This window comes from Catenuloplanes nepalensis (genome assembly GCF_030811575.1).
Taxonomy (GTDB): domain Bacteria; phylum Actinomycetota; class Actinomycetes; order Mycobacteriales; family Micromonosporaceae; genus Catenuloplanes; species Catenuloplanes nepalensis.
In genome coordinates this window covers 7,869,404-7,887,278 of sequence record NZ_JAUSRA010000001.1, presented here as the reverse complement: position 1 = coordinate 7,887,278, position 17,875 = coordinate 7,869,404, and the positions used below count along the sequence as shown (strand labels likewise).

The window sequence follows — 17,875 nt, the reverse complement described above, 5'->3', positions numbered from 1 at the left end:
CGGTCAGCCGAAGCGGATCGGCTCAGTCGTCCATCCAGTCGATGCGGCGTTCGCCGCGCTGCTGGCTGCCGCGGTTGTCCCGGTACCCGCCCTGGTCGTAGCCGCCGCGGTCGCCGCCCTGCTGCGGGTCGTAACCGCCCGGTCCACCACCCTGCTGCTGGTCGTAACCGCCGCCCTGCTGGGCCGGGTAATCGCCCTGGCCGCCGCCGTAGCCGCCGGCCTGCTGGTCGTAACCGCCCTGCTCGTAGCCGCCGCGGTCGCCGTAGCCGCCACCGTAGTTGCCACCGGCGGCACCGGTCTGGCCGCTGTAGCCGCCGGCCTGTGGGTCGTAACCGCCGGCCTGGCCGCCACCGTAGTTGCCACTGCCGGCACCGTCGGCGTAACCACCGCCGCCGTAGCCACCCTGAGCGCCGTACCCGCCGCCCTGGCCTTGGCTCTGCGTGCCGTAGTCGATCTCCTGGGCGCCGTAGCCGCCCTGGTCGGCGCGCTGCCCGTAGGGACCTGCCGGGGTGGTGCCGTAGCCGCCGCCCTGACCGCCGTAACCGTCCGAGCCGCCGTTGTACCGGCCGGTGGGGTCGTCGTACGGCTCGTTGACGCCGCCGTAGCCGGCCTGGCCGCCGGACCGGTTGTCGTAACCGGCGTCGTAGTCCCGGCCGCCGGCGCCGTAGCCGCCACCGGAGACGGACGCGGGCCCACCGCCGTAGTTGCCACCACGGTCGTAACCGTCGTCGCCGTAGCCACCGGCCGGCGCGGCACCGCCGTAGCCGCCGCGGTCGTCGCCGAAGCCGACCCGGGTGGCGTCGTCGCTGCCGGCCCACTTCGGAGCGCCCGGCGCGCCGGGGGGCGGCGCACCGTACGGGTCGGGGAACTCCTCCATCGCCGCCCGCGGCGTGATCATGGTCGGCGCGTCGGAGATCGGCGTGGTGATCCGGGTGGCGTCGTCCATGCCGCCCGCGCCCATGCCGGCGCCGCCGATCCGGGTCGCGTCGTCGCCGAGGAAGCCGCCCGCCGCCGCCCCCACGGGGGTGCGACTCTTGGCCGCCTCCTCGGCCTCGGCCGCTTCCCGGTCCTGCTTGCGCCGGATCATCAGCAGCACGAACGTGCCGACGCCGACCGCGACCAGCAGTGCGCCGATGAGGATGACGAGCCAGGGCACGCCACCGTCGTCGTCGGACTGGTTCGCCGCGTTGTTCGTGTCCGGGACGTCCGTGACGTCGGTCACGGGCTCCTCGGAGGCCTCCGACTCCTCCGCGGACGGGGTGGCGGAGGGCGTCGCGCTGGGGGTGGCGCTCGCCGAGGGAGTCGGGCTCGGGGTGGCCTTCGTGGAGACCAGCTGCAGCGTCACGCCGTCGACCGTGGCGCCGTTGCCGCCGTTGAAGGTGGCGGCCTTGGCCTCGAAGTCACGTGCGCTCGCGGCGATCTGGATGGTGCCGGGGGTGATCGGCCGGTCCGTCGCGCCGTTGAACGTGAACGTGCCTCGGCCGTTGGTGGCCGCCTCGTACTGGTGGCCTGAGGGGTCCTGGATCCGCACGGCCGCGCCGGAGACGCCCTCGCCGGTCGCGGCGTCGACCACGCGACCACTGATCTTCTTGACGGTCTGGACCGCCTCCGGGCCCTTGACCGTCAGCGAGACCGACTTCTCCTCGGTCTCGGGATCGCCGATCACCGGGGTCCCGACCGCGGTGACCTTGACGCTGCCGGACCTCGTCTGGCCGGCACCGATGTTGTCGCCGGTGAGCGTCACCTCGAAGGAACCGGTGCCGGAACACGGGCTGCACTTGACGCCGTCGAAGACCGCGACCGTCACAGCGAGCGTGTCGGTCGGGTTGTCGGGCTTGACCGTCACTGTGAGTTTCGTGCTCTGCCCGGCGTTGAGGGCGGCCGATTGCAGGTTGAGAGTCAGCTCGGGCGCATCGGCCTGGGCCGTGGTCGGGGTAACGAAGAGCACGGCGCCGGTGACCGCCAGGACCGCCGCACTCGCGCGGAGTAGGCTGACGGCGCGCGCGCCTAGCCCACGGCCCTCCTGACCAGCCAAATCGCGCCAGGGCTTTCGGTGTGCTGTCACGTCCACCGCCTTCCGGGATTATCTGCTCCCGGCCTCGGACGTGCCGGGTTCACCCCGTGATTGAGTACACCGTGCGCCACTATGCCTTGTCCGGCACCCCCCGCGCGACCCAGGGGAGCCATCAAGTGATGTGGCTGCGAAGACGTATCGTCCCGACGTGTCTTCTCCGCACGATAAGTCCGCAGTAGTGGCGACGGTGCTGGCCTCCCTCGATGCCGGTGCGGCCCCCGAGCGCGTAGCGCTCCGTGACGCCGTCCGTGCGCTCCTCGCCGCGCTCGCGGCCAAGGTTCCCGGCCGTTCGGTGGAGGTGCGGGTTCCTCCGTACGGTGCGATTCAGTGCGTCGAAGGGCCACGGCACACCCGTGGCACACCGCCCAATGTGGTCGAGATGGATCCGGAGACGTGGGTGCGTCTGGCCACCGGACGGCTGTCCTGGGACGAGGCGATTACTCAGGGGCGTCTGCGGATCAGCGGAAACCGTGCCGATATATCTAACTACATCCCTATCTAGTTTCTCGGTCGATCACCCGTTGATCACGCCCTGGCAGCGAAAAGGTGGCTCTCTGTCATTCGCTTGACCTCGCGTACACTGTTCCGGGCGGACGGAACTTCCGCGCCAAGCACACGGATGGAGCGGCAGGTGCCCCGAGGCGACGGGCTGTTGAGCCACGAACTCGACCCCCAAAGGCCCGGCCCGCAAGATGCTTGCGGCGTGTTCGGAGTGTGGGCTCCGGGTGAAGAGGTGGCAAAGCTCACCTATTTCGGAATCTACGCACTTCAGCATCGGGGCCAGGAGGCCGCGGGCATCGCCGTGAGCGACGGCTCCGGTGTGGTGGTCTACAAGGACGTCGGCCTGGTCTCCCAGGTCTTCGACGAGCCGACGCTGGCGAGCCTGCGCGGCCACCTCGCGGTCGGCCACGCGCGCTACTCGACCACCGGCGGCAACAACTGGGAGAACGCGCAGCCCACGATCAAGGCAACCACGTCCGGCACCACGATCGCGCTGGCGCACAACGGCAACCTGGTCAATACGGCCGAGCTGGCCCGTGAGGTCACCGAGCGCGGCCTGGACCTCGGGTCGGACGGCTCGACCACGGACACGTCGCTGGTCACCACGCTGCTCGCGTCGTACCCCGACCTGTCCGTCGAGCAGGCCGCGCTGCAGGTGCTGCCGCGCGTGCGCGGCGCCTTCAGCTTCGTCTTCATGGACGAGAACACGCTGTACGCGGCACGTGACGCCGCCGGCGTGCGCCCGCTCGTGCTCGGCCGGCTGGAGCGCGGCTGGGTGGTCGCGAGCGAGACCGCGGCGCTGGACATCTGCGGCGCCAGCGTGGTCCGCGAGGTCGAGCCGGGCGAGCTGATCGCGATCGACGAGGACGGCCTGCGCTCGGTGCGCTTCGCGACGCCGGACCCGAAGGGCTGCCTCTTCGAGTACGTGTACCTTGCCCGTCCCGACACCACGATCAACGGGCGGAACATCTACTCGGCCCGCGTCCAGATCGGGCGCGAGCTGGCCAAGGAGAGCCCGGTCGAGGCCGACCTGGTGATCCCGGTGCCGGAGTCCGGCACGCCGGCCGCGATCGGTTACGCCGAGGCCTCCGGCATCACCTACGGCCAGGGTCTGCTGAAGAACGCCTACGTCGGCCGGACCTTCATCCAGCCGTCGCAGACCATCCGGCAGATCGGCATCCGCCTCAAGCTGAACCCGCTCCGGGAGAACGTGCGCGGCAAGCGGATCGTCGTGGTCGACGACTCGATCGTCCGCGGCAACACCCAGCGGGCCATCGTGCGCATGCTGCGCGAGTCCGGCGCGCTCGAGGTCCACGTGCGCATCTCGTCGCCGCCGGTCCGCTGGCCCTGCTTCTACGGCATCGACTTCGCCACCCGCGCGGAGCTGATCGCCAACGGTCTGGACACGGAGGGCATCCGGCGCGCGATCGGCGCGGATTCCCTCGGCTACATCTCGCTGGCGGGCCTGATCTCCGCCACCGAGCAGCCGAAGACCCGGCTCTGCCGGGCCTGCTTCGACGGGGAGTACCCGATCGCGCTGCCGGCCGACGACATGATCGGCAAGCACGTGCTCGAGGGCGTCGGCCGCCGGGTGTCCGTCGGCATGCCGTCCGTGCCCGCACAGGTCGCGGAGGGCGGAGCGCCGGGGCCGAGCCCCGACCACGAGCTGGAGAACGACGAGGCGGACCTGGTCGCCTCGCCCGGTGGCGGGGACAAGCCGCATCATTCTTAGGCCCGGCACGCCGCGACCCACGAGAACCGTGACGTCGCGGCCGTACGGCCAGACAAGCGCGCAGAGCGGCACGCCCGGCCTGACGCGAGAGCACAAGGGGAGAAACGTGACGCACGTGACCGAGCGATCCAACGACGCGGCGGATGGTGACCGGCAGCCGTGGCAGGCCGGTGCCGGCCGGAACAGGGGAAAGCGCACGGTCACGTACGCGGACGCCGGCGTCTCCATCCACGCCGGTGAACGCGCCGTCGAGCTGCTGAAGAACAAGGTGCGCCGCGCGTCCCGTCCCGAGGTCATGGGTGACCTGGGCGGCTTCGCGGGCCTGTTCCGGCTGGACGCCAAGAAGTACAAGAACCCGATCCTCGCCTCCTCCACCGACGGCGTGGGCACCAAGCTGGTCATCGCCCAGCAGCTGAACATCCACGACACGGTCGGCATCGATCTGGTCGCCATGGTCGTCGACGACCTGGTCGCCTGCGGTGCTGAGCCGCTGTTCCTGCTCGACTACATCGCCTGCGGCGAGGTCGAGCCGGAGAAGGTCGCGGAGATCGGCGCCGGTATCGCGGACGGCTGCCGCTACGCCGGCTGCGCGCTGCTCGGTGGCGAGACCGCCGAGCACCCGGGCGTGCTCCGCCCGGACGAGTACGACCTGTCCGCCACCGGCGTCGGCGTCGTCGAGGAGGCCGACCTCCTCGGCCGGGACCGCGTCGAGGTCGGCGACGTCGTGATCGCGATGCGCTCGTCCGGCCTGCACTCCAACGGCTACTCGCTGGTCCGCCACGTGCTGCTCGGCGCCGGCCGCATGCGCCTGGAGACGGTCGTCGAGGAGTTCGGCCGCCAGCGCACGCTCGGCGAGGAGCTGCTCACCCCCACCAAGATCTATGCCAAGGACTGCCTGGGCATGATCGCCGAGTGCGAGGTGCGCGCGCTCGCGCACGTCACCGGCGGCGGCATCCCCGGCAACCTGGTCCGCGTCCTTCCCGATCACGTCGACGCGGTGGTCAACCGCTCCACCTGGAAGCCGCAGTCGATCTTCGAGCTGGTTCAGGCCAAGGGCCGGATCGAGGACCCGGAGATGGAGTCGACGTTCAACATGGGCGTCGGCATGTTCGCCGTCGTCTCGGCCGCCGACGCCGACCGCGCGCTCGCGTTCCTGGCCGGCCGCGGCGTCGACGCCTGGCACGCCGGCGAGATCATCGAGGGCACCGGCACGGTGCAGATGATCGGCCAGCACACCCGCGGCTGATTCTGGTCTTACGTGAAGCCGCGCGGGCCGCTTTCCGGCCCGCGCGGCTTCTTTCATACCCAGATCTTCCCGCTTCCGGCGTGGGCGCCCCGGGCATGCTCCCGCGGGGACCGGCCGCGTCGCTGGTCACCACGAACCCCATGGTGCGCACCGGTGTGGCTTCCGGCCGGTCCACCGCGTTGCCGGCATCGAGGCCTCAACGGCCGCAAGGCATCTGGACAACTCCGCACCCACCACGTCACCAGCCGCACCGGAAATGTCACCAGGCCGGTAGATCCGCCGCATGGCGGGAAACCATCACCGCTATGTGGAACGCCGCACGCTGCGCAGCCCTCACGCCCGAAATATCGCACTAAAGCGGTGCGGCTGTCAGGACACATCTTGACTAGTGATACGCGAAGCACCGTATGAGGTCCCCATACGGTGCTTCGCGTATCACTAGTGGGCTTCGCGTGATCGACTCCGGCCACGCATCCATGATCGAGGCGTCCCCGAAGTCGCTAGAACCACTTCGGGGACGCCTCGATCATGAAAGTGCTCACGCCAGCCGCGGTCTGTTGCCCGTCGCTGTAAGGCGACCGGCGGCGGTGTCCGAGCGCGGTCATCCAGCTCCGGACTGACGATCATGGCCGCGCAGGCGGCTGGCCGACGACGCGCCGCAGGCGCTGCGAACAAAGCCAGCGGGCCAGAGCCTGCCGAGGTGGGTGCGACCCGACCTCTTCGTGACCGGCGACGAAACCGGCAGGGGGCCACCAGCACCGCCCTGCTTATCCAGCTGATCTCGATGCGATCTTTGCCAAGATCCACGCTTCCTCCCGTCGCGGCCGCCGGCACCGGAATGCGTTCTCCCGGATCGGCGTCGTGCGGCGCGATCGACTTGAGCCCGGTCGAGCGCGTCGGGCCCCGATCACGGGTGCCGCAGTGCCTCACGCCGGAAGCGGCGCCGCACCGCTGGGGTTGGGTCGTGGTGACCCGCGACGGGACCGGAAGGGAGGAGCGCCAGCGACGACCGGTGCCCGCGGGAGCGTGCGGACCGCAACCACGCCGGGCGTGGGAACGTCAAAGCTTGTGAAAGGTTCGGGCGGAACACCAAGATCAACATCGGGATGCATGATTGGGGCTTCACCCGACTGGACGTGTCCGCCTAGCCTGAAACGGCATACCCGCTGTTCACCTGAGCGCGCGGGCCGGTGGAGGAGGTGCGGTGGCCGATTCGGGGATGCGCGGCATCGCCACCGTCCCGGCATATGTGGTGATGCAGCCGACGACTCTCTGCAATCTCGACTGCAGCTACTGCTACCTGCCGTTTCGCGCGATCGACAAGCGGATGCCGGTCGCGGTCGCGGAGGCGGTGGCCGAGCCGGTCAACGCGTGGGCGCGGGAGACCCGCTTCTCCGTCGTCTGGCACGGCGGTGAGCCGCTCGCGGCCGGGCGGGACGCGCTGGCCGCGCTGATGGCGCCGTTCGGGCCCGAGGTCGAGCACCACGTGCAGACGAACGCGACGCTGATCGACGACGCCTGGTGCGAGTTCTTCACGGCGCACGACATGCGGGTCAGCGTGAGCGTGGACGGGCCGCGCGAGCGCAACGGCGAGCGGGTCACCCGGGGCGGCCGCCCGGCGTATGACCGGATCGCCCGTGGCGTCGAGACGCTGCGCCGGCACGGCATCCCCTATTCGGCGCTCTGCGTGGTCGGTGAGCCGCACCCCGGGCTGGCCACCGAGCTCTACGACTACTTCCTCGCCCTCGGCTGCGACGTGCTCGGCATCAACGTCGAGGAGCAGGAGGGCGTGAACAAGCGGGACAACGGCTTCCCGGCCGAGGCCGTCACCGCGTTCTGGGCGGAGCTGTGCGCGGCCTGGCGCCGGGACCCGCGCATCCACCTGCGGGAGATCGAGCTGTCCCTGCGGTACGCCGCGGCGGTGCTGGACGGCACCGCGGGCGCGCTGCTGCCGCGCGAGCTGGACCCGATCCCCACGATCGCGCACGACGGCTCGGTGGTGCTGCTCTCGCCGGAGCTGGCGGGCTTCTCCGATCCGCGGTACGGCGACTTCGTCAGCGGCAACGTGCTCGAGCGCGGGCTCGACCACATCCTTGCGGACGCGACGTCGACCCCGTGGATCGGTGAGTTTCTCGCGGGCGTGGAGGCGTGCCGTGACCGGTGTCCGTACTTCGAGTTCTGCGGTGGCGCGCACGCGGCCAACCGATACTTCGAGCACGGGCGTTTCGATGGTACGGAGACGAACCACTGCCGCAACAGCAAGATCCGCCTACTGGAGGGAGTGCTGCACCATGCCCGAGATCACCAACGCTCGGCAGCCGGATGACGCCGCCGAGACGACGAACGACTCGGTGGCCGAGCGGGTGCGGAGCGCAGGTGCCGGACTGACCGCGCTGCTCGAAGAGGCCGCGGAGGCACGCTCACGCCGGGAGGAGACGTCCAGGGGTGATGGGTCCAGCGCGGTCTGCGCATGGAACCACTTCGAGAACATCCCGACCTTCTACAACTGGAACAATCGCCCTCCCCGTTGACCGAGCACGCGAGACCGGCGGATCGTCGCAGTGTCCTGCGATGATCCGCCGGTCTCGTCGTTATGCGCACCTTGACGATGACGTCGACTGCTGCTGAACAAGCGCAGACAGCATCGCCGCGAGGGGGTGTGGAACATCCTCAGGCGATGCGGACATGCGTGAGCACGCGGGGGGCCGCGTGCTCAGATTGCCAGCAGTCAGGAGCGGCGCCGCGGCGACGACCACGAATCCGTGTCGTCGTCGACGGTGTCGTCCTCGTCGTCATCGTCGAGGCGTTCATTGTGCTCGTCGTCGAAGTCGTGTTCCGACCTCGAACCGCCGGTAAGCTCCCGCTGCAAGGCGGCGAGGTCGGTGTTCGGGGAGTGATACTTCAACTCCCGCGCCACCTTCGTCTGCTTGGCCTTGGCTCGGCCGCGCCCCATGGCTCGACCCCCTCGCACAGAATTCGGGGCAGCCCGAAGGCGGGCCCCGATGACGTCAGGCATCTCTCGTGGCTCTTACGGTACATGGGCGAGGCGACGTTCGGCACCTCGGGTAGCGCACGTTGCCCCTCGCGCGTCGCTAAAAGGCCCGGCGCGGCAGAAGAATCCCCCGAAGCCGCCCGACTTCGGCCATTCTGCGCTCGGCCAGCCGGTCCGCGGCCACCGCCGGCGGCACGCCGTCCGACTCCGCGAGCCGGAGGATCTTCTTCGTGGTGTCGTAGATCCTGCTCGCCCGGAGCTTCGCGCGCTCGAAGTTGAAGCCCTCGATCTCGTCCGCGACCTGGATCACGCCGCCCGCGTTCACGAGGTAGTCCGGTGCGTACAGGATGCCGCGCTCCTCCAGCAGCTTCTCCACGCCCGGGTGGGCCAGCTGGTTGTTCGCGGCGCCGACCACCACCTTCGCGCGCAGCCGCGGCACCGAGTCGTCGTTCAGCGCGCCGCCCAGCGCGCACGGCGCGTAGACGTCGATGTCGGACGTGATCAGCGCGTCCGTGTCGTCGACCAGGTCGATCTGCGGGTACGTGGACCGCGCCCACGCCCGGGAGGCCTCGCTGACGTCCGTGGCGACCACCGACGCGCCGTCCTCGATCAGATGCCCGACGAGATACTTGCCGACCTTCCCGAGCCCGGCGACCCCGATCCGGCGCCCGGACAGCGACGGGCTGCCCCAGACGTGCTCGGCCGCCGCGCGCATGCCCTGGAAGACGCCCCACGCGGTGAGGACGGACGAGTCGCCCGCGCCGCCGTGCTCGACGCTGCGCCCGGTCACGTACCGCGTCTCGCGTGCGATCACGTCCATGTCCGGCACGTAGGTCCCGACGTCGCACGCCGTGTAGTAGCGACCGCTCAGCGACTCGATGAACCGGCCGTACGCGCGAAGCAGCGCCTCGCTCTTCAACTGCTCCGGGTCGCCCCAGATGACGGCCTTGCCACCGCCGAGGTCCAGACCGGCGAGCGCGTTCTTGTACGCCATCGCCCGTGAGAGGTTGAGCACATCCTCGACCGCGGACTCCTCGTCCGGATAGGGGAAGAAGCGGGTGCCGCCGAGCGCGGGGCCCAGCGCGGTCGAGTAGATGCCGATGACGGCCTTGAGCCCGGACTGCCTGTCCTGGTAGAAGACGACCTGCTCGTGGCCGGTCAGTCCCTGGTCGTCGACGTTGGCGAAGAAGGACATGTCTGCTCCTCTGGCGTTGCTTCGGGCCCTTGTGGGGCATGTGGCGGGGCGGATTGTCGGCGCCCACTCAAGAACCCTAGGACTTCGGCGTTGGAGTGGGCGATAAGTACCGTGATCGGAGATGCTGTGGGCGAGCCCTTCACCGCGGCGTGGAAGGATCGGGCCGTGTCGTCACTGTTCGCGTCGTACCTGCGGGTCTACGAGCCCTTGACCGCTTTCGACCGGGAACGTCAGCTGTTCTGGCGGCGGTACGCGCGGGAGGGCCGGGCGATCACGACCGTCGACGGCCCCGGGCGGCAGCGCACCGCGGTGCTCTCCGCGCTCGGCGCCGGCTGGACCCGCCTGCCCGACCTGCCGGACGAGGCGTACGTGCTGGAGGACGCCGACACGATCCTGGTCTGCCCGTGGAACCTCAAGCTCCGGGTCGCCGAGGCCGCGCTCTCCGCCCGCGACGGCGTGCCGTCCGTGCTCGCCGACGCGTTCGTGCCGCCGATCCTGGCCGGTCAGGCCAAGGCCGTGGTGGATGACGCGCGCACCGGCGCCCGCGTGCTGGAGGAGGGCGTGCCGCGCGTGCACGAGCAGGCCTCCACCTGGGGCGTACCGCTGCGCTGGTTCGTGTTCGTGGACCAGTCCGAGCGGGAGTTGGTGACCGGGCCGGGCAACCGCCGGAGCCTGCGCTTCCGCACCGAGATCTCGAAGGCCCGCCGCCGCGCCCACCGGGGCGTCTCGGTGCTGCGCAAGAGCGTCGGGGATGCGCCGATCACCGAGGCGGTGGAGGAGGGCGCGCGCTGGCTGGAGGAGTTCCACCCGCGCTCGGTGGTGGAGCTGGACTACGCCGGCCTGGTGGATCTGCTGCCGGACGACGAGCTGGAGGCGGACGACTCGCCGGCGCTCGTCGCCACGGGCCTGGCCGGGCTCGCGAACGGTGACGCGGAGGGCGCGACCGAGGCGTACGAGAAGCTCGTCGCGCGCTGGCGCGCCGTTCAGCTCCTGGAGCGATGTAACTGAGAGCGATCATCACGACGGCCGCGGGGCGTAACCATTCGCCTACCGTGGCCGTCCTGTTGTGGTGACCGTCCTCGATTGCTCGCCCTCTGCTCGATTTGTCATGCAAATGGCGCACATTGCGGGTCGAATCGGACCGTGGACGCGCTCCCATGATGGGCTAGGCTCGTACTTGGTCAGATACGAAGCGTGACTAAGCGTCCAATTAAGTAGGTATCTGGCGTAGAAAATCGCAATAAATCGGTCATGGCTCATCCGTCCATCCAGGGACGTTAGTCCGTTCGGCCCATGTCGGACATCGGGGACTAGCCGGACCATGAAAGACGCGTCGGCCGGCGGGACCCCGGCCGATGTCTTTAGGTACCTGTGGAGGAGTGACCGATGGCATCGCGTACGCACGAACCAGAGCCGCTACTCACGCCGGCCGAGGTCGCGTCGATGTTCCGTGTCGACCCGAAGACCGTGACTCGGTGGGCGAAGGCGGGCAAGCTCAGCGCAATACGCACGCTGGGCGGCCACCGTCGCTACCGTGAGTCTGAGGTTCGCGCCCTGCTGCAGGGGCAGATCCCCGCGCAGCGTCAGGGTGACTGACGGACCGCTCTTCATGACCCGCCGGTAGTGCCAGGGCGGAGGGAATCACGGTCATCCGTGTGCTCCTCCGCCTTCGCTCTGCCTGTGGGCCGTGTCGACCTTATATACGCGATCGGGCGACGAACGGCTCAACGCGCGGCGGGCGGAAACGGTGTCCGCGATCTGACAGGCTTCGAGGCGTGGACAATCTACAACCCGTTCCCCGCCCGCGCGTCGGTGACGTCTTCGGCGAGCTGCTCCGGGACGCCTACGCGATACGCACCGGCATCGGGCCCCGCCCGCTGGCCGGCGGCCGGGTGCCGCGCCCGGTCATCGAGATCATCGAACGCGAGGACGGCCTGATCAACGGCGCGCCCGCGGATCAGTACCTGGCCGGGCCGGACGAGTGGCAGCCGCACGACCATCGCGCGATCGCGCTCGCCCGGGGCCGGGTGCTGGACATCGGCACCGGCGGCGGCCGGATCGCGCTGGCGCTGCAGGAGTCGGGTGTGGACGTGACCGGGCTGGACGTCTCGCCCGGCGCTATCGCGGTCTGCCGGCGGCGCGGCCTGCGCGACACCGTGCTGGCCTCGGTCGACGAGCATGCCCGCGACGGGCGCCGCTACGACACGTTCCTGCTGCTCGGCAACAATCTCGGGCTGCTGGAGGGTCATCACCGCGCGGCCGGCTTCCTGGCGGCGCTGGCCGAGATGGCCGCGCCCGGCGCCCGGTTGATCGCGCACGGCACCGACCCGTACGGCACCACGGATCCGGTGCACGTCGGCTATCACGAGCTCAACCGGTCGCGGGGGCGGCTCGGCGGGCAGCTGCGGCTGCGGCTGCGCTACCGGGAGCTCGCCACGGACTGGTTCGACTACCTGGTCTGTTCCGTGGACGAGCTGCGTGGGCTCGTCGAGGGGACACGCTGGCGGATCACCGATGTGGACGACGTGGATCGGCCCTATTACCTCGCCACGCTGACCCTGGACGGCTGAACGCGCGTCGACCACTCGGACGATCCGTGAGAAGGAGGCCACGAATCGTCACCACAACCGTTAGCGTCTATATGTGGGAATGTGGCGTCGGCTGCTGCGGAACGGGCTCGGCAGCGGCGCCATCGTGCTCGTGCTCGGGCTGCTCGCCTTCGGCCTGCCCGCGCTGGACCGGTCTCTCGACTCCACACAGGCCCTTCCGGACGACGTGCCCTACCACGTGGGCGGCGGCGTCACCGTGATCCCGCCGCCCGGCGCACTGCTGGACGTGACGAAGACCCGCCCGTCCGACGACCGCGGCACCGTGCTCTTCCTGGTCGGCCCGATTCGGTACGCGGTGGTGGTCCAGCCCTTCGACGGCGGTCTGCCGGACGCGGCCGACAAGCTGCGCCGCAAGATCGCCGCCAACCGGGGTTACCAGGTGGTCGGGCGGGAGGCCAGCATCGCCACCGCGGACGGGCAGTTGCTCGGGCTGGCCGGCGGCTACAGCGCACCGGGCCGCGGCGGCCGGTACGCGGTCTTCCTGGCCGGCGAACGCTCCATCGAGGTCACGGTCAGCGGCACCGATCCGCAGTTGTCCGCCGCGCGTGCCGTCATCGACACCTCCACAAGATCCATAACCGTCCGGGGTGCGGAGTGAGCGGCGCCAACGAGGTCCTGCCGACACCGGAGGGCGCGCTGAGCCGGGGCGCGCTGCTGATGCCCGCGTTCTGGGTGCTCGCGCTGCTGCTGGCGGTCGGCGCGGTGCGGATGGCCGTGTTCCTGCGCGAGTCGGTCACGATCTACCCGGTCGCCACCGTGGTCGCGGTCGTGCTGTTCGCGCTCTACGCCGTACCTTTCTGGATCTTCGTGGGTGGTCTGGACTTCCTGGAACGTGAACCGCCCACGCTGCTGGCCACCGCGTTCGCCTGGGGCGCGCTGGTGGCGACCTCGGTCGCGATCCCCGGTGCCGGCGCGCTGCACAACGTGCTGGCCAAGCTGGTCTCGCCGGAGTTCGCCGCGGACTGGGGTGCCGCGATCGCGGGACCGACCGTCGAGGAGACCGTCAAGGTGCTCGGCGTCTTCGCGATCGTGCTGGTCGCGGCCGCGCAGGTGAACAGCCCGCTGGACGGCGCGGTCTACGGCGCGATGGTCGGGCTCGGCTTCCAGGTCGCGGAGGACGTGGTCTTCGCGGTCAACGCGGTCGCGGTGGAGGGCCAGGGCGACCGTGTCTCGCCGGTCGTGATCACGTTCTTCCTGCGCGGCTTCCTGGCCGGGCTGTGGAGCCACACGCTGTTCGGCGCGCTCGCCGGCGTCGGCGTCGGCTATCTGGTGGTGCGCACGGACCGGCGGCTGACGCGCCGGGCCGGCATCGCGCTGCTCGCGTTCGCCGGCTCCTGGGCCTGCCACTTCCTGTGGAACACGCCGATACTTCTGGACGGGCCGGTGGAGGGCGCGCTCGGCGTGCTGCTGATCCTGGTGATCAAGGGCATCCCACCGCTGCTGCTGATCGCGTACGTGGTGCGCGCCGCCCACGGCCGCGAGGCCGACTACTACGTGTCGCTGCTGGCCGATCTGGGCGACCCGGAGATCGCCACCGAGGCGGAGCTGCGCGCGCTCGGCTCCGGCACACGGCGGGCGGCCGCGCGCGGCTACGCCTTCGGCCGGGCCGGCATCCGGGGACGACGCGTGGTGCGCCGCCTGCAGCAAGCACAGGCTCACCTGGCGGTGTCACTCAGCCGGGCGAACGGCGACGACTCGCTCGGCCGGACTGGCGACGGTTCGCTCGGCCCTCCGGGCGGGGGCGAGACCGCGGACGTGATGCGCTGGAAGCGGGAGGTGCGCGCACAGCGGGCGCGGCTGAAGCGGCTGGGCCACCCGGAGGCGAGGGCGCCGGAGGAACGCGGCGGCACCGTCCGCGGCGTCTTCACCGCGGCCGGCGCGGTCGGCATGCTCATGATGATCGTCTGGGCGGCCATCTCCGCCCTCGGCGGACGCTGACAACAAAAGATCCAGGCCGTCCGACAGGACGCCTGGATCTTGAGTAGTCGCCGTGAGACGACCGTGAAGCGACCGCCGCGCACGGGCCCGAGAGGGCCCGTGCCCGGAGGAGCGGAGTGACGACCAGCTACACAGTCGGCGGGTGGCCGCCGTCGCCGTCGACGACGGTGTCCGGCGTGCCGTCCTCGTCGAGGTCGACCATGGTGATGTCGACCTTGCCGTCGTGGTCGGTGTCGAACTGGAAGAGGTCGGCCTTGCCGTCCCCGTCGGTGTCGGCCACCCAGACGTCGGGCCGGCCGTCGCCGTCGGTGTCGGCGGCGAGCAGGTCGACCCGGTCGTCGCCGCGCGTCTCGACGGTCTCTTGCGGCTCGGTCATGGCGGGCATCCTTCCCGAAGGCGTTCGAGGGGGCGCTGAATCGTGGTGCAGCGCTGGTTCACCGTAGGGCCGATCGCGCGTCTCGCGCGACCCGCGTGCCGATAAATCCACGCGGGCCGTCTACTACCCAGCGTCGGCGCCCGCCAGTCTTCGTGCGGTGGTCCGGGTTCAGCCGGCCGCGTACGGGTTGACCGGGGTGTTCGGCGCGACCGGGATCACGACCTCGTCGGCGTTGCCGTCGAAGTCGGTGTCGCGGACCGTGTAGTCGACGGTGCCGTCGTAGTCCTCGTCGACCTCGACCACGTCGGGCGAGCCGTCGGCGTTGGTGTCGCTCATGAAGACGTCCGCGACGCCGTCCGCGTTGGTGTCCTGGACGCCCGCGTCGATCACGCCGTCGCCGTCGATGTCGTAGAGCGCGGTGTCGATCCGGCCGTCGGCGTCGCTGTCCGCGGAGATGACGTCCGCGACGCCGTCGCTGTCGAGGTCCGACACGACCAGGTCGGCGAAGCCGTCGCCGTCGCTGTCCATGTAGACGTTCGTGGCGCCGTCCAGCGTCTGCTCGACCATCAGCACGCCCTCGTCGTCCGCGAGGTCGGTGTCGGTGTCGGTGTCGGTGTCGATCGGAGCGGCGGCGGCCGGGTCGTCGAGGCCGGTCTCGTTCAGGCCGGAGTCGTTCAGCCCGAGGCCCTCGTCGGTGGTGTCGGCCGGGATGGTGGTGTCGTCGGCGGTGAAGTCGCTGCTCATGTCCGTGATATCCCTTCGCGGCTACTCAAGTTCGCTGCACCTCGCGGTTGCTGAGATGAAACTTACGAGGTCGCGCCGCGAAGGGACATCCCGGAAATGTGCCAGGCCCGCCCTGGCTCAACGGTCAGTGTTTGAACTCGACGCCGGCGGAGAGTAGCGCCTTGATCACGTCGGCGGACTCGGCGAAGCCGATCAGTACCAGCGCGTCCGGTTTGAACTTCTTGACCTCTTCGGCCCCGCCGGCGAAGTCGATCGTCTCGGCCTCGTGGTCGTACGTCAGCGCCAGCATGTTCTCCGCCGAGACGCCGGAGCGGTCCAGCGCGGCCCGCAGGTTCTCCTCGAGGCCGCTGCCGTACTCGTCGTCGCGCGCCACGATCGCGATCCGCTCGGGCCCGTCCCGCAGGATCACGTCGCCGAGCGCGGCGCCCTGCATGACGTCCGGCGGTGCGGTCCGGAAGTACAGCCCGTCGTCGTCCGCGCCGCTCAGGCTCGCCGCCGTGTTGCACGGCGAGAAGAGGATCAGCCCGGCCGCCTTGACCTGCGGCAGCACGGCGGTGGAGACGCCGGATGCGCCCGCTCCCAGGATCACGTGCACGCCGGCCGCGATGTGCGAGGCGACGGTCGCCTTGGCGACCTCCGGGTCGGTGCCGTCGTCGCCCTCGACGAAGGCCACGTCCTCGCCGAGCACGCCGCCGGCCGCGTTGACCTCGCGGATCGCCAGCGCCGCACCGGCCGCCATCGGCGGGTAGGCGAGCTTCAGGTCACCGGTCTTCGGCAGCAGGCCGCCGATCTTCAGTGGCGCGCCGGACGCGGCCGCGCCGGACGGGCGCGCACCGGGCGGTGCCGACTTCGTCGAGGCCTGCGCCTCGTCCCCGGCGTTGACGAACTCCATCTTTCCGTCGTCCAGCTGGTCCTGGTCGTCGAAGTGGAGCGTGGCGAAGCTGGCCACGGACGGCTCGCCGAGGTCGGTGAAGCCGCCGGTGCGCATCGAGACACCGCGATACACCAGGTCGGTGCCGGCCGCGGCGAGTGCCAGGCAGGTCTTCGCGGTGTCGCACGGCGTGCCGCCGCTGGTGACGCCGATGAGCTGGGCGGCGATCGCGGCCGGCGCGGTCGACCCGGCGAGTTCCGCCGCGATCGCGCTCATCACCACCGCGTCGTAGGTCTCTCCGGAGTAGACGTAGTCGCCGAGTTCCGGATTGACTCCCTTGAGCCGGTTCTTGAAGTCGTCGGTCAGCGGGGCCAGCGGCGTGGTGCCCTTCATGCCGCGCAGCGCTCCGGGCTGATCGAACTCGTCACCGAAGGAACTGATCATGTTACCGTCTGTGCCGTACAGCTGGATTGGCCCGCCGGTCTCGTTGCCCTCCGAGGATCCCTCGGTCGAACCGCACGCCGTCACTCCCGCTAACAGAGCCGCGCAGGCAGCGGCGATGACCGTGCCACGTCGGATGCGCATATGGAGTTCCTCCTCCCAAGGTCGCCGCTCGGCACATTAGCGCGCTTTGAACGCTTTGCCGATGACGCTGAGAGCACAATCCAACTCGGCGGTAATGTCACTGAAGGTGAGGGCCGGCAATGGTTGATCTTGTCGATGGGTTCGCCGAGCCGGGTGATCTTGTGCGCCTGATGGGAATCTCCATCGCGGAGGTGTCCGCCGATCGCGTGACCGGCACCATGCGGGTCGAGGGGAACACCCAGCCATATGGCCTGCTCCATGGCGGGGCGTCCTGCGTGCTGGCCGAGACGCTGGGCTCGCTGGGCGCTCAGGCGCACGGCGCGACGGTCGGCCGGCCGACCGCCGTGGGGGTGGATATCAATGCCACCCACCACAAGGGGGTACGCGAGGGCATGGTCACCGGAGTCGCTATACCTGTCTTCCGGGGCGTGTCCATAGCGACTTATGAGATCATTATCACTGACGAGTCCGGTGACCGTGTGTGCACGGCCCGTATCACCTGCCAGCTGCGCCGTCCCTGATCGCCGCAGATGCGCGTCTTTGAGGGCTACTTAAGCAAATGTGCCTTCCTGGGGCATCCCGTCCCGCACCCTTGACGGTCCGGCATAGGCTTCCGGACGTGACGGACCTTCCATCGGAGTCGCTCGACGACGCGGCGCAGGTGCTTCACCTCGCGCTCGCGGGTGACAGCGATGCGGTCGTCGGCACGTTCGATGCCGTGGTCGACCGGGACGGTGTGGAGGGGGCCTACAACCTGGCCTGGTGCCTCGCCGCCGCGATGGTCGGCGTGGATGTCCCCGCTGGAGCGTGGACATTGGACTTCCCCGGCATCGACCAGGCGGACTATGACGCGCGCTGGGTGGCCCGGTTCGTCAGCGCCTACGCGAACTCGGACATGCCCACCGGTGAGGCGCTCTTCGGTGCCGCGCTCGCGGACGGCCAGCTGCCGGACTGCCTGCTCACGCTGGCCGGTTCCGCGGTCGCCACGCTGAAGAGGCGCGCCGCCTAACCC

At 70.1% G+C, this 17,875-nt stretch carries 18 protein-coding genes; 12 read left to right on the top strand and 6 right to left on the bottom strand.

The genetic code is table 11. The features are described from left to right. Nucleotides 1–22 precede the first annotated feature (22 nt). A complete protein-coding gene (locus tag J2S43_RS34135) occupies nt 23–1,948 on the bottom strand; it encodes a carboxypeptidase-like regulatory domain-containing protein (protein ID WP_306836186.1) in 1,926 nt (641 codons plus the stop codon). 274 nt (nt 1,949–2,222) lie between these two features. On the opposite strand from J2S43_RS34135, the gene J2S43_RS34130 reads away from it, so the two are divergent. The 5 genes from J2S43_RS34130 (at nt 2,223) to amcA (ending at nt 8,084) form a co-directional block, all read left to right on the top strand. Beyond that, the gene (locus J2S43_RS34130; protein WP_306836184.1) at nt 2,223–2,576 is read left to right on the top strand and encodes a sterol carrier family protein; all 354 of its coding nucleotides are present in this window, start codon (nt 2,223–2,225) and stop codon (nt 2,574–2,576) included. A 129-nt stretch (nt 2,577–2,705) separates the two neighbouring features. Further along, nucleotides 2,706–4,307, top strand: coding sequence for an amidophosphoribosyltransferase (gene purF, locus J2S43_RS34125; RefSeq protein ID WP_306836182.1), 1,602 nt, complete (start codon nt 2,706–2,708; stop codon nt 4,305–4,307). Nucleotides 4,308–4,413: 106 nt separating this feature from the next. Continuing rightward, the gene (gene purM / locus J2S43_RS34120; RefSeq protein WP_306836180.1) at nt 4,414–5,553 is read left to right on the top strand and encodes a phosphoribosylformylglycinamidine cyclo-ligase; all 1,140 of its coding nucleotides are present in this window, start codon (nt 4,414–4,416) and stop codon (nt 5,551–5,553) included. Nucleotides 5,554–6,772: 1,219 nt separating this feature from the next. Then, a complete protein-coding gene (gene amcB, locus J2S43_RS34115) occupies nt 6,773–7,879 on the top strand; it encodes a cyclophane-forming radical SAM peptide maturase AmcB (protein WP_306839642.1) in 1,107 nt (368 codons plus the stop codon). Beyond that, nucleotides 7,845–8,084, top strand: a complete 240-nt coding sequence (amcA, locus tag J2S43_RS34110) for a multiple cyclophane-containing RiPP AmcA (RefSeq protein ID WP_306836178.1) — start codon at nt 7,845–7,847, stop codon at nt 8,082–8,084. Before amcB ends, amcA begins: the two co-directional genes overlap by 35 nt. 197 nt (nt 8,085–8,281) lie before the next feature. Here the strand turns inward: amcA and J2S43_RS34105 are convergent, their stop codons facing one another. Both J2S43_RS34105 and J2S43_RS34100 read right to left on the bottom strand, forming a co-directional pair. Then, nucleotides 8,282–8,506 carry a DUF3073 domain-containing protein gene (locus J2S43_RS34105; RefSeq protein ID WP_306836176.1) on the bottom strand — a complete coding sequence of 75 codons (225 nt, stop codon included), beginning with the start codon at nt 8,504–8,506 and terminating at the stop codon, nt 8,282–8,284. Nucleotides 8,507–8,645: 139 nt separating this feature from the next. Continuing rightward, the gene (locus tag J2S43_RS34100; RefSeq protein ID WP_306836174.1) at nt 8,646–9,740 is read right to left on the bottom strand and encodes a Glu/Leu/Phe/Val family dehydrogenase; all 1,095 of its coding nucleotides are present in this window, start codon (nt 9,738–9,740) and stop codon (nt 8,646–8,648) included. A gap of 165 nt (nt 9,741–9,905) precedes the next feature. On the opposite strand from J2S43_RS34100, the gene J2S43_RS34095 reads away from it, so the two are divergent. The 5 genes from J2S43_RS34095 to J2S43_RS34075 all read left to right on the top strand — a co-directional run bounded on the left by J2S43_RS34095 (nt 9,906) and on the right by J2S43_RS34075 (nt 14,287). Then, nucleotides 9,906–10,748: a DUF8083 family protein gene (locus J2S43_RS34095; protein ID WP_306836172.1), complete on the top strand. Its 843-nt coding sequence runs from the start codon at nt 9,906–9,908 to the stop codon at nt 10,746–10,748. Nucleotides 10,749–11,126: 378 nt separating this feature from the next. Next, nucleotides 11,127–11,336 (top strand): BldC family transcriptional regulator, encoded by a 210-nt coding sequence (locus tag J2S43_RS34090; protein WP_306836170.1) that lies wholly within the window; start codon nt 11,127–11,129, stop codon nt 11,334–11,336. Nucleotides 11,337–11,515: 179 nt separating this feature from the next. Next, the gene (locus J2S43_RS34085) at nt 11,516–12,310 is read left to right on the top strand and encodes a class I SAM-dependent methyltransferase (protein ID WP_306836168.1); all 795 of its coding nucleotides are present in this window, start codon (nt 11,516–11,518) and stop codon (nt 12,308–12,310) included. A gap of 79 nt (nt 12,311–12,389) precedes the next feature. Beyond that, the gene (locus tag J2S43_RS34080) at nt 12,390–12,947 is read left to right on the top strand and encodes a hypothetical protein (protein WP_306839641.1); all 558 of its coding nucleotides are present in this window, start codon (nt 12,390–12,392) and stop codon (nt 12,945–12,947) included. Continuing rightward, nucleotides 12,944–14,287 (top strand): PrsW family intramembrane metalloprotease, encoded by a 1,344-nt coding sequence (locus J2S43_RS34075; RefSeq protein WP_306836167.1) that lies wholly within the window; start codon nt 12,944–12,946, stop codon nt 14,285–14,287. The genes J2S43_RS34080 and J2S43_RS34075 overlap by 4 nt, the downstream gene beginning before the upstream one ends. 127 nt (nt 14,288–14,414) lie before the next feature. Here J2S43_RS34075 and J2S43_RS34070 read toward each other — a convergent pair whose 3' ends face one another. The 3 genes from J2S43_RS34070 to J2S43_RS34060 form a co-directional block, all read right to left on the bottom strand. Beyond that, the gene (locus J2S43_RS34070) at nt 14,415–14,663 is read right to left on the bottom strand and encodes a hypothetical protein (protein ID WP_306836165.1); all 249 of its coding nucleotides are present in this window, start codon (nt 14,661–14,663) and stop codon (nt 14,415–14,417) included. Nucleotides 14,664–14,831: 168 nt separating this feature from the next. After that, nucleotides 14,832–15,407, bottom strand: a complete 576-nt coding sequence (locus J2S43_RS34065) for a hypothetical protein (RefSeq protein WP_306836163.1) — start codon at nt 15,405–15,407, stop codon at nt 14,832–14,834. Between the two features lie 124 nt (nt 15,408–15,531). After that, entirely contained in the window at nt 15,532–16,863 is a 1,332-nt protein-coding gene (locus tag J2S43_RS34060; RefSeq protein ID WP_306836160.1) for an ABC transporter substrate-binding protein, read from the bottom strand. Nucleotides 16,864–16,982: 119 nt separating this feature from the next. Between J2S43_RS34060 and J2S43_RS34055 the strand changes: the two genes are divergently transcribed. Together J2S43_RS34055 and J2S43_RS34050 are read left to right on the top strand one after the other, a co-directional pair. Beyond that, nucleotides 16,983–17,384: a PaaI family thioesterase gene (locus tag J2S43_RS34055; RefSeq protein ID WP_306836158.1), complete on the top strand. Its 402-nt coding sequence runs from the start codon at nt 16,983–16,985 to the stop codon at nt 17,382–17,384. Nucleotides 17,385–17,482: 98 nt separating this feature from the next. Continuing rightward, entirely contained in the window at nt 17,483–17,872 is a 390-nt protein-coding gene (locus J2S43_RS34050; RefSeq protein ID WP_306836156.1) for a hypothetical protein, read from the top strand. Nucleotides 17,873–17,875 lie beyond the last annotated feature (3 nt).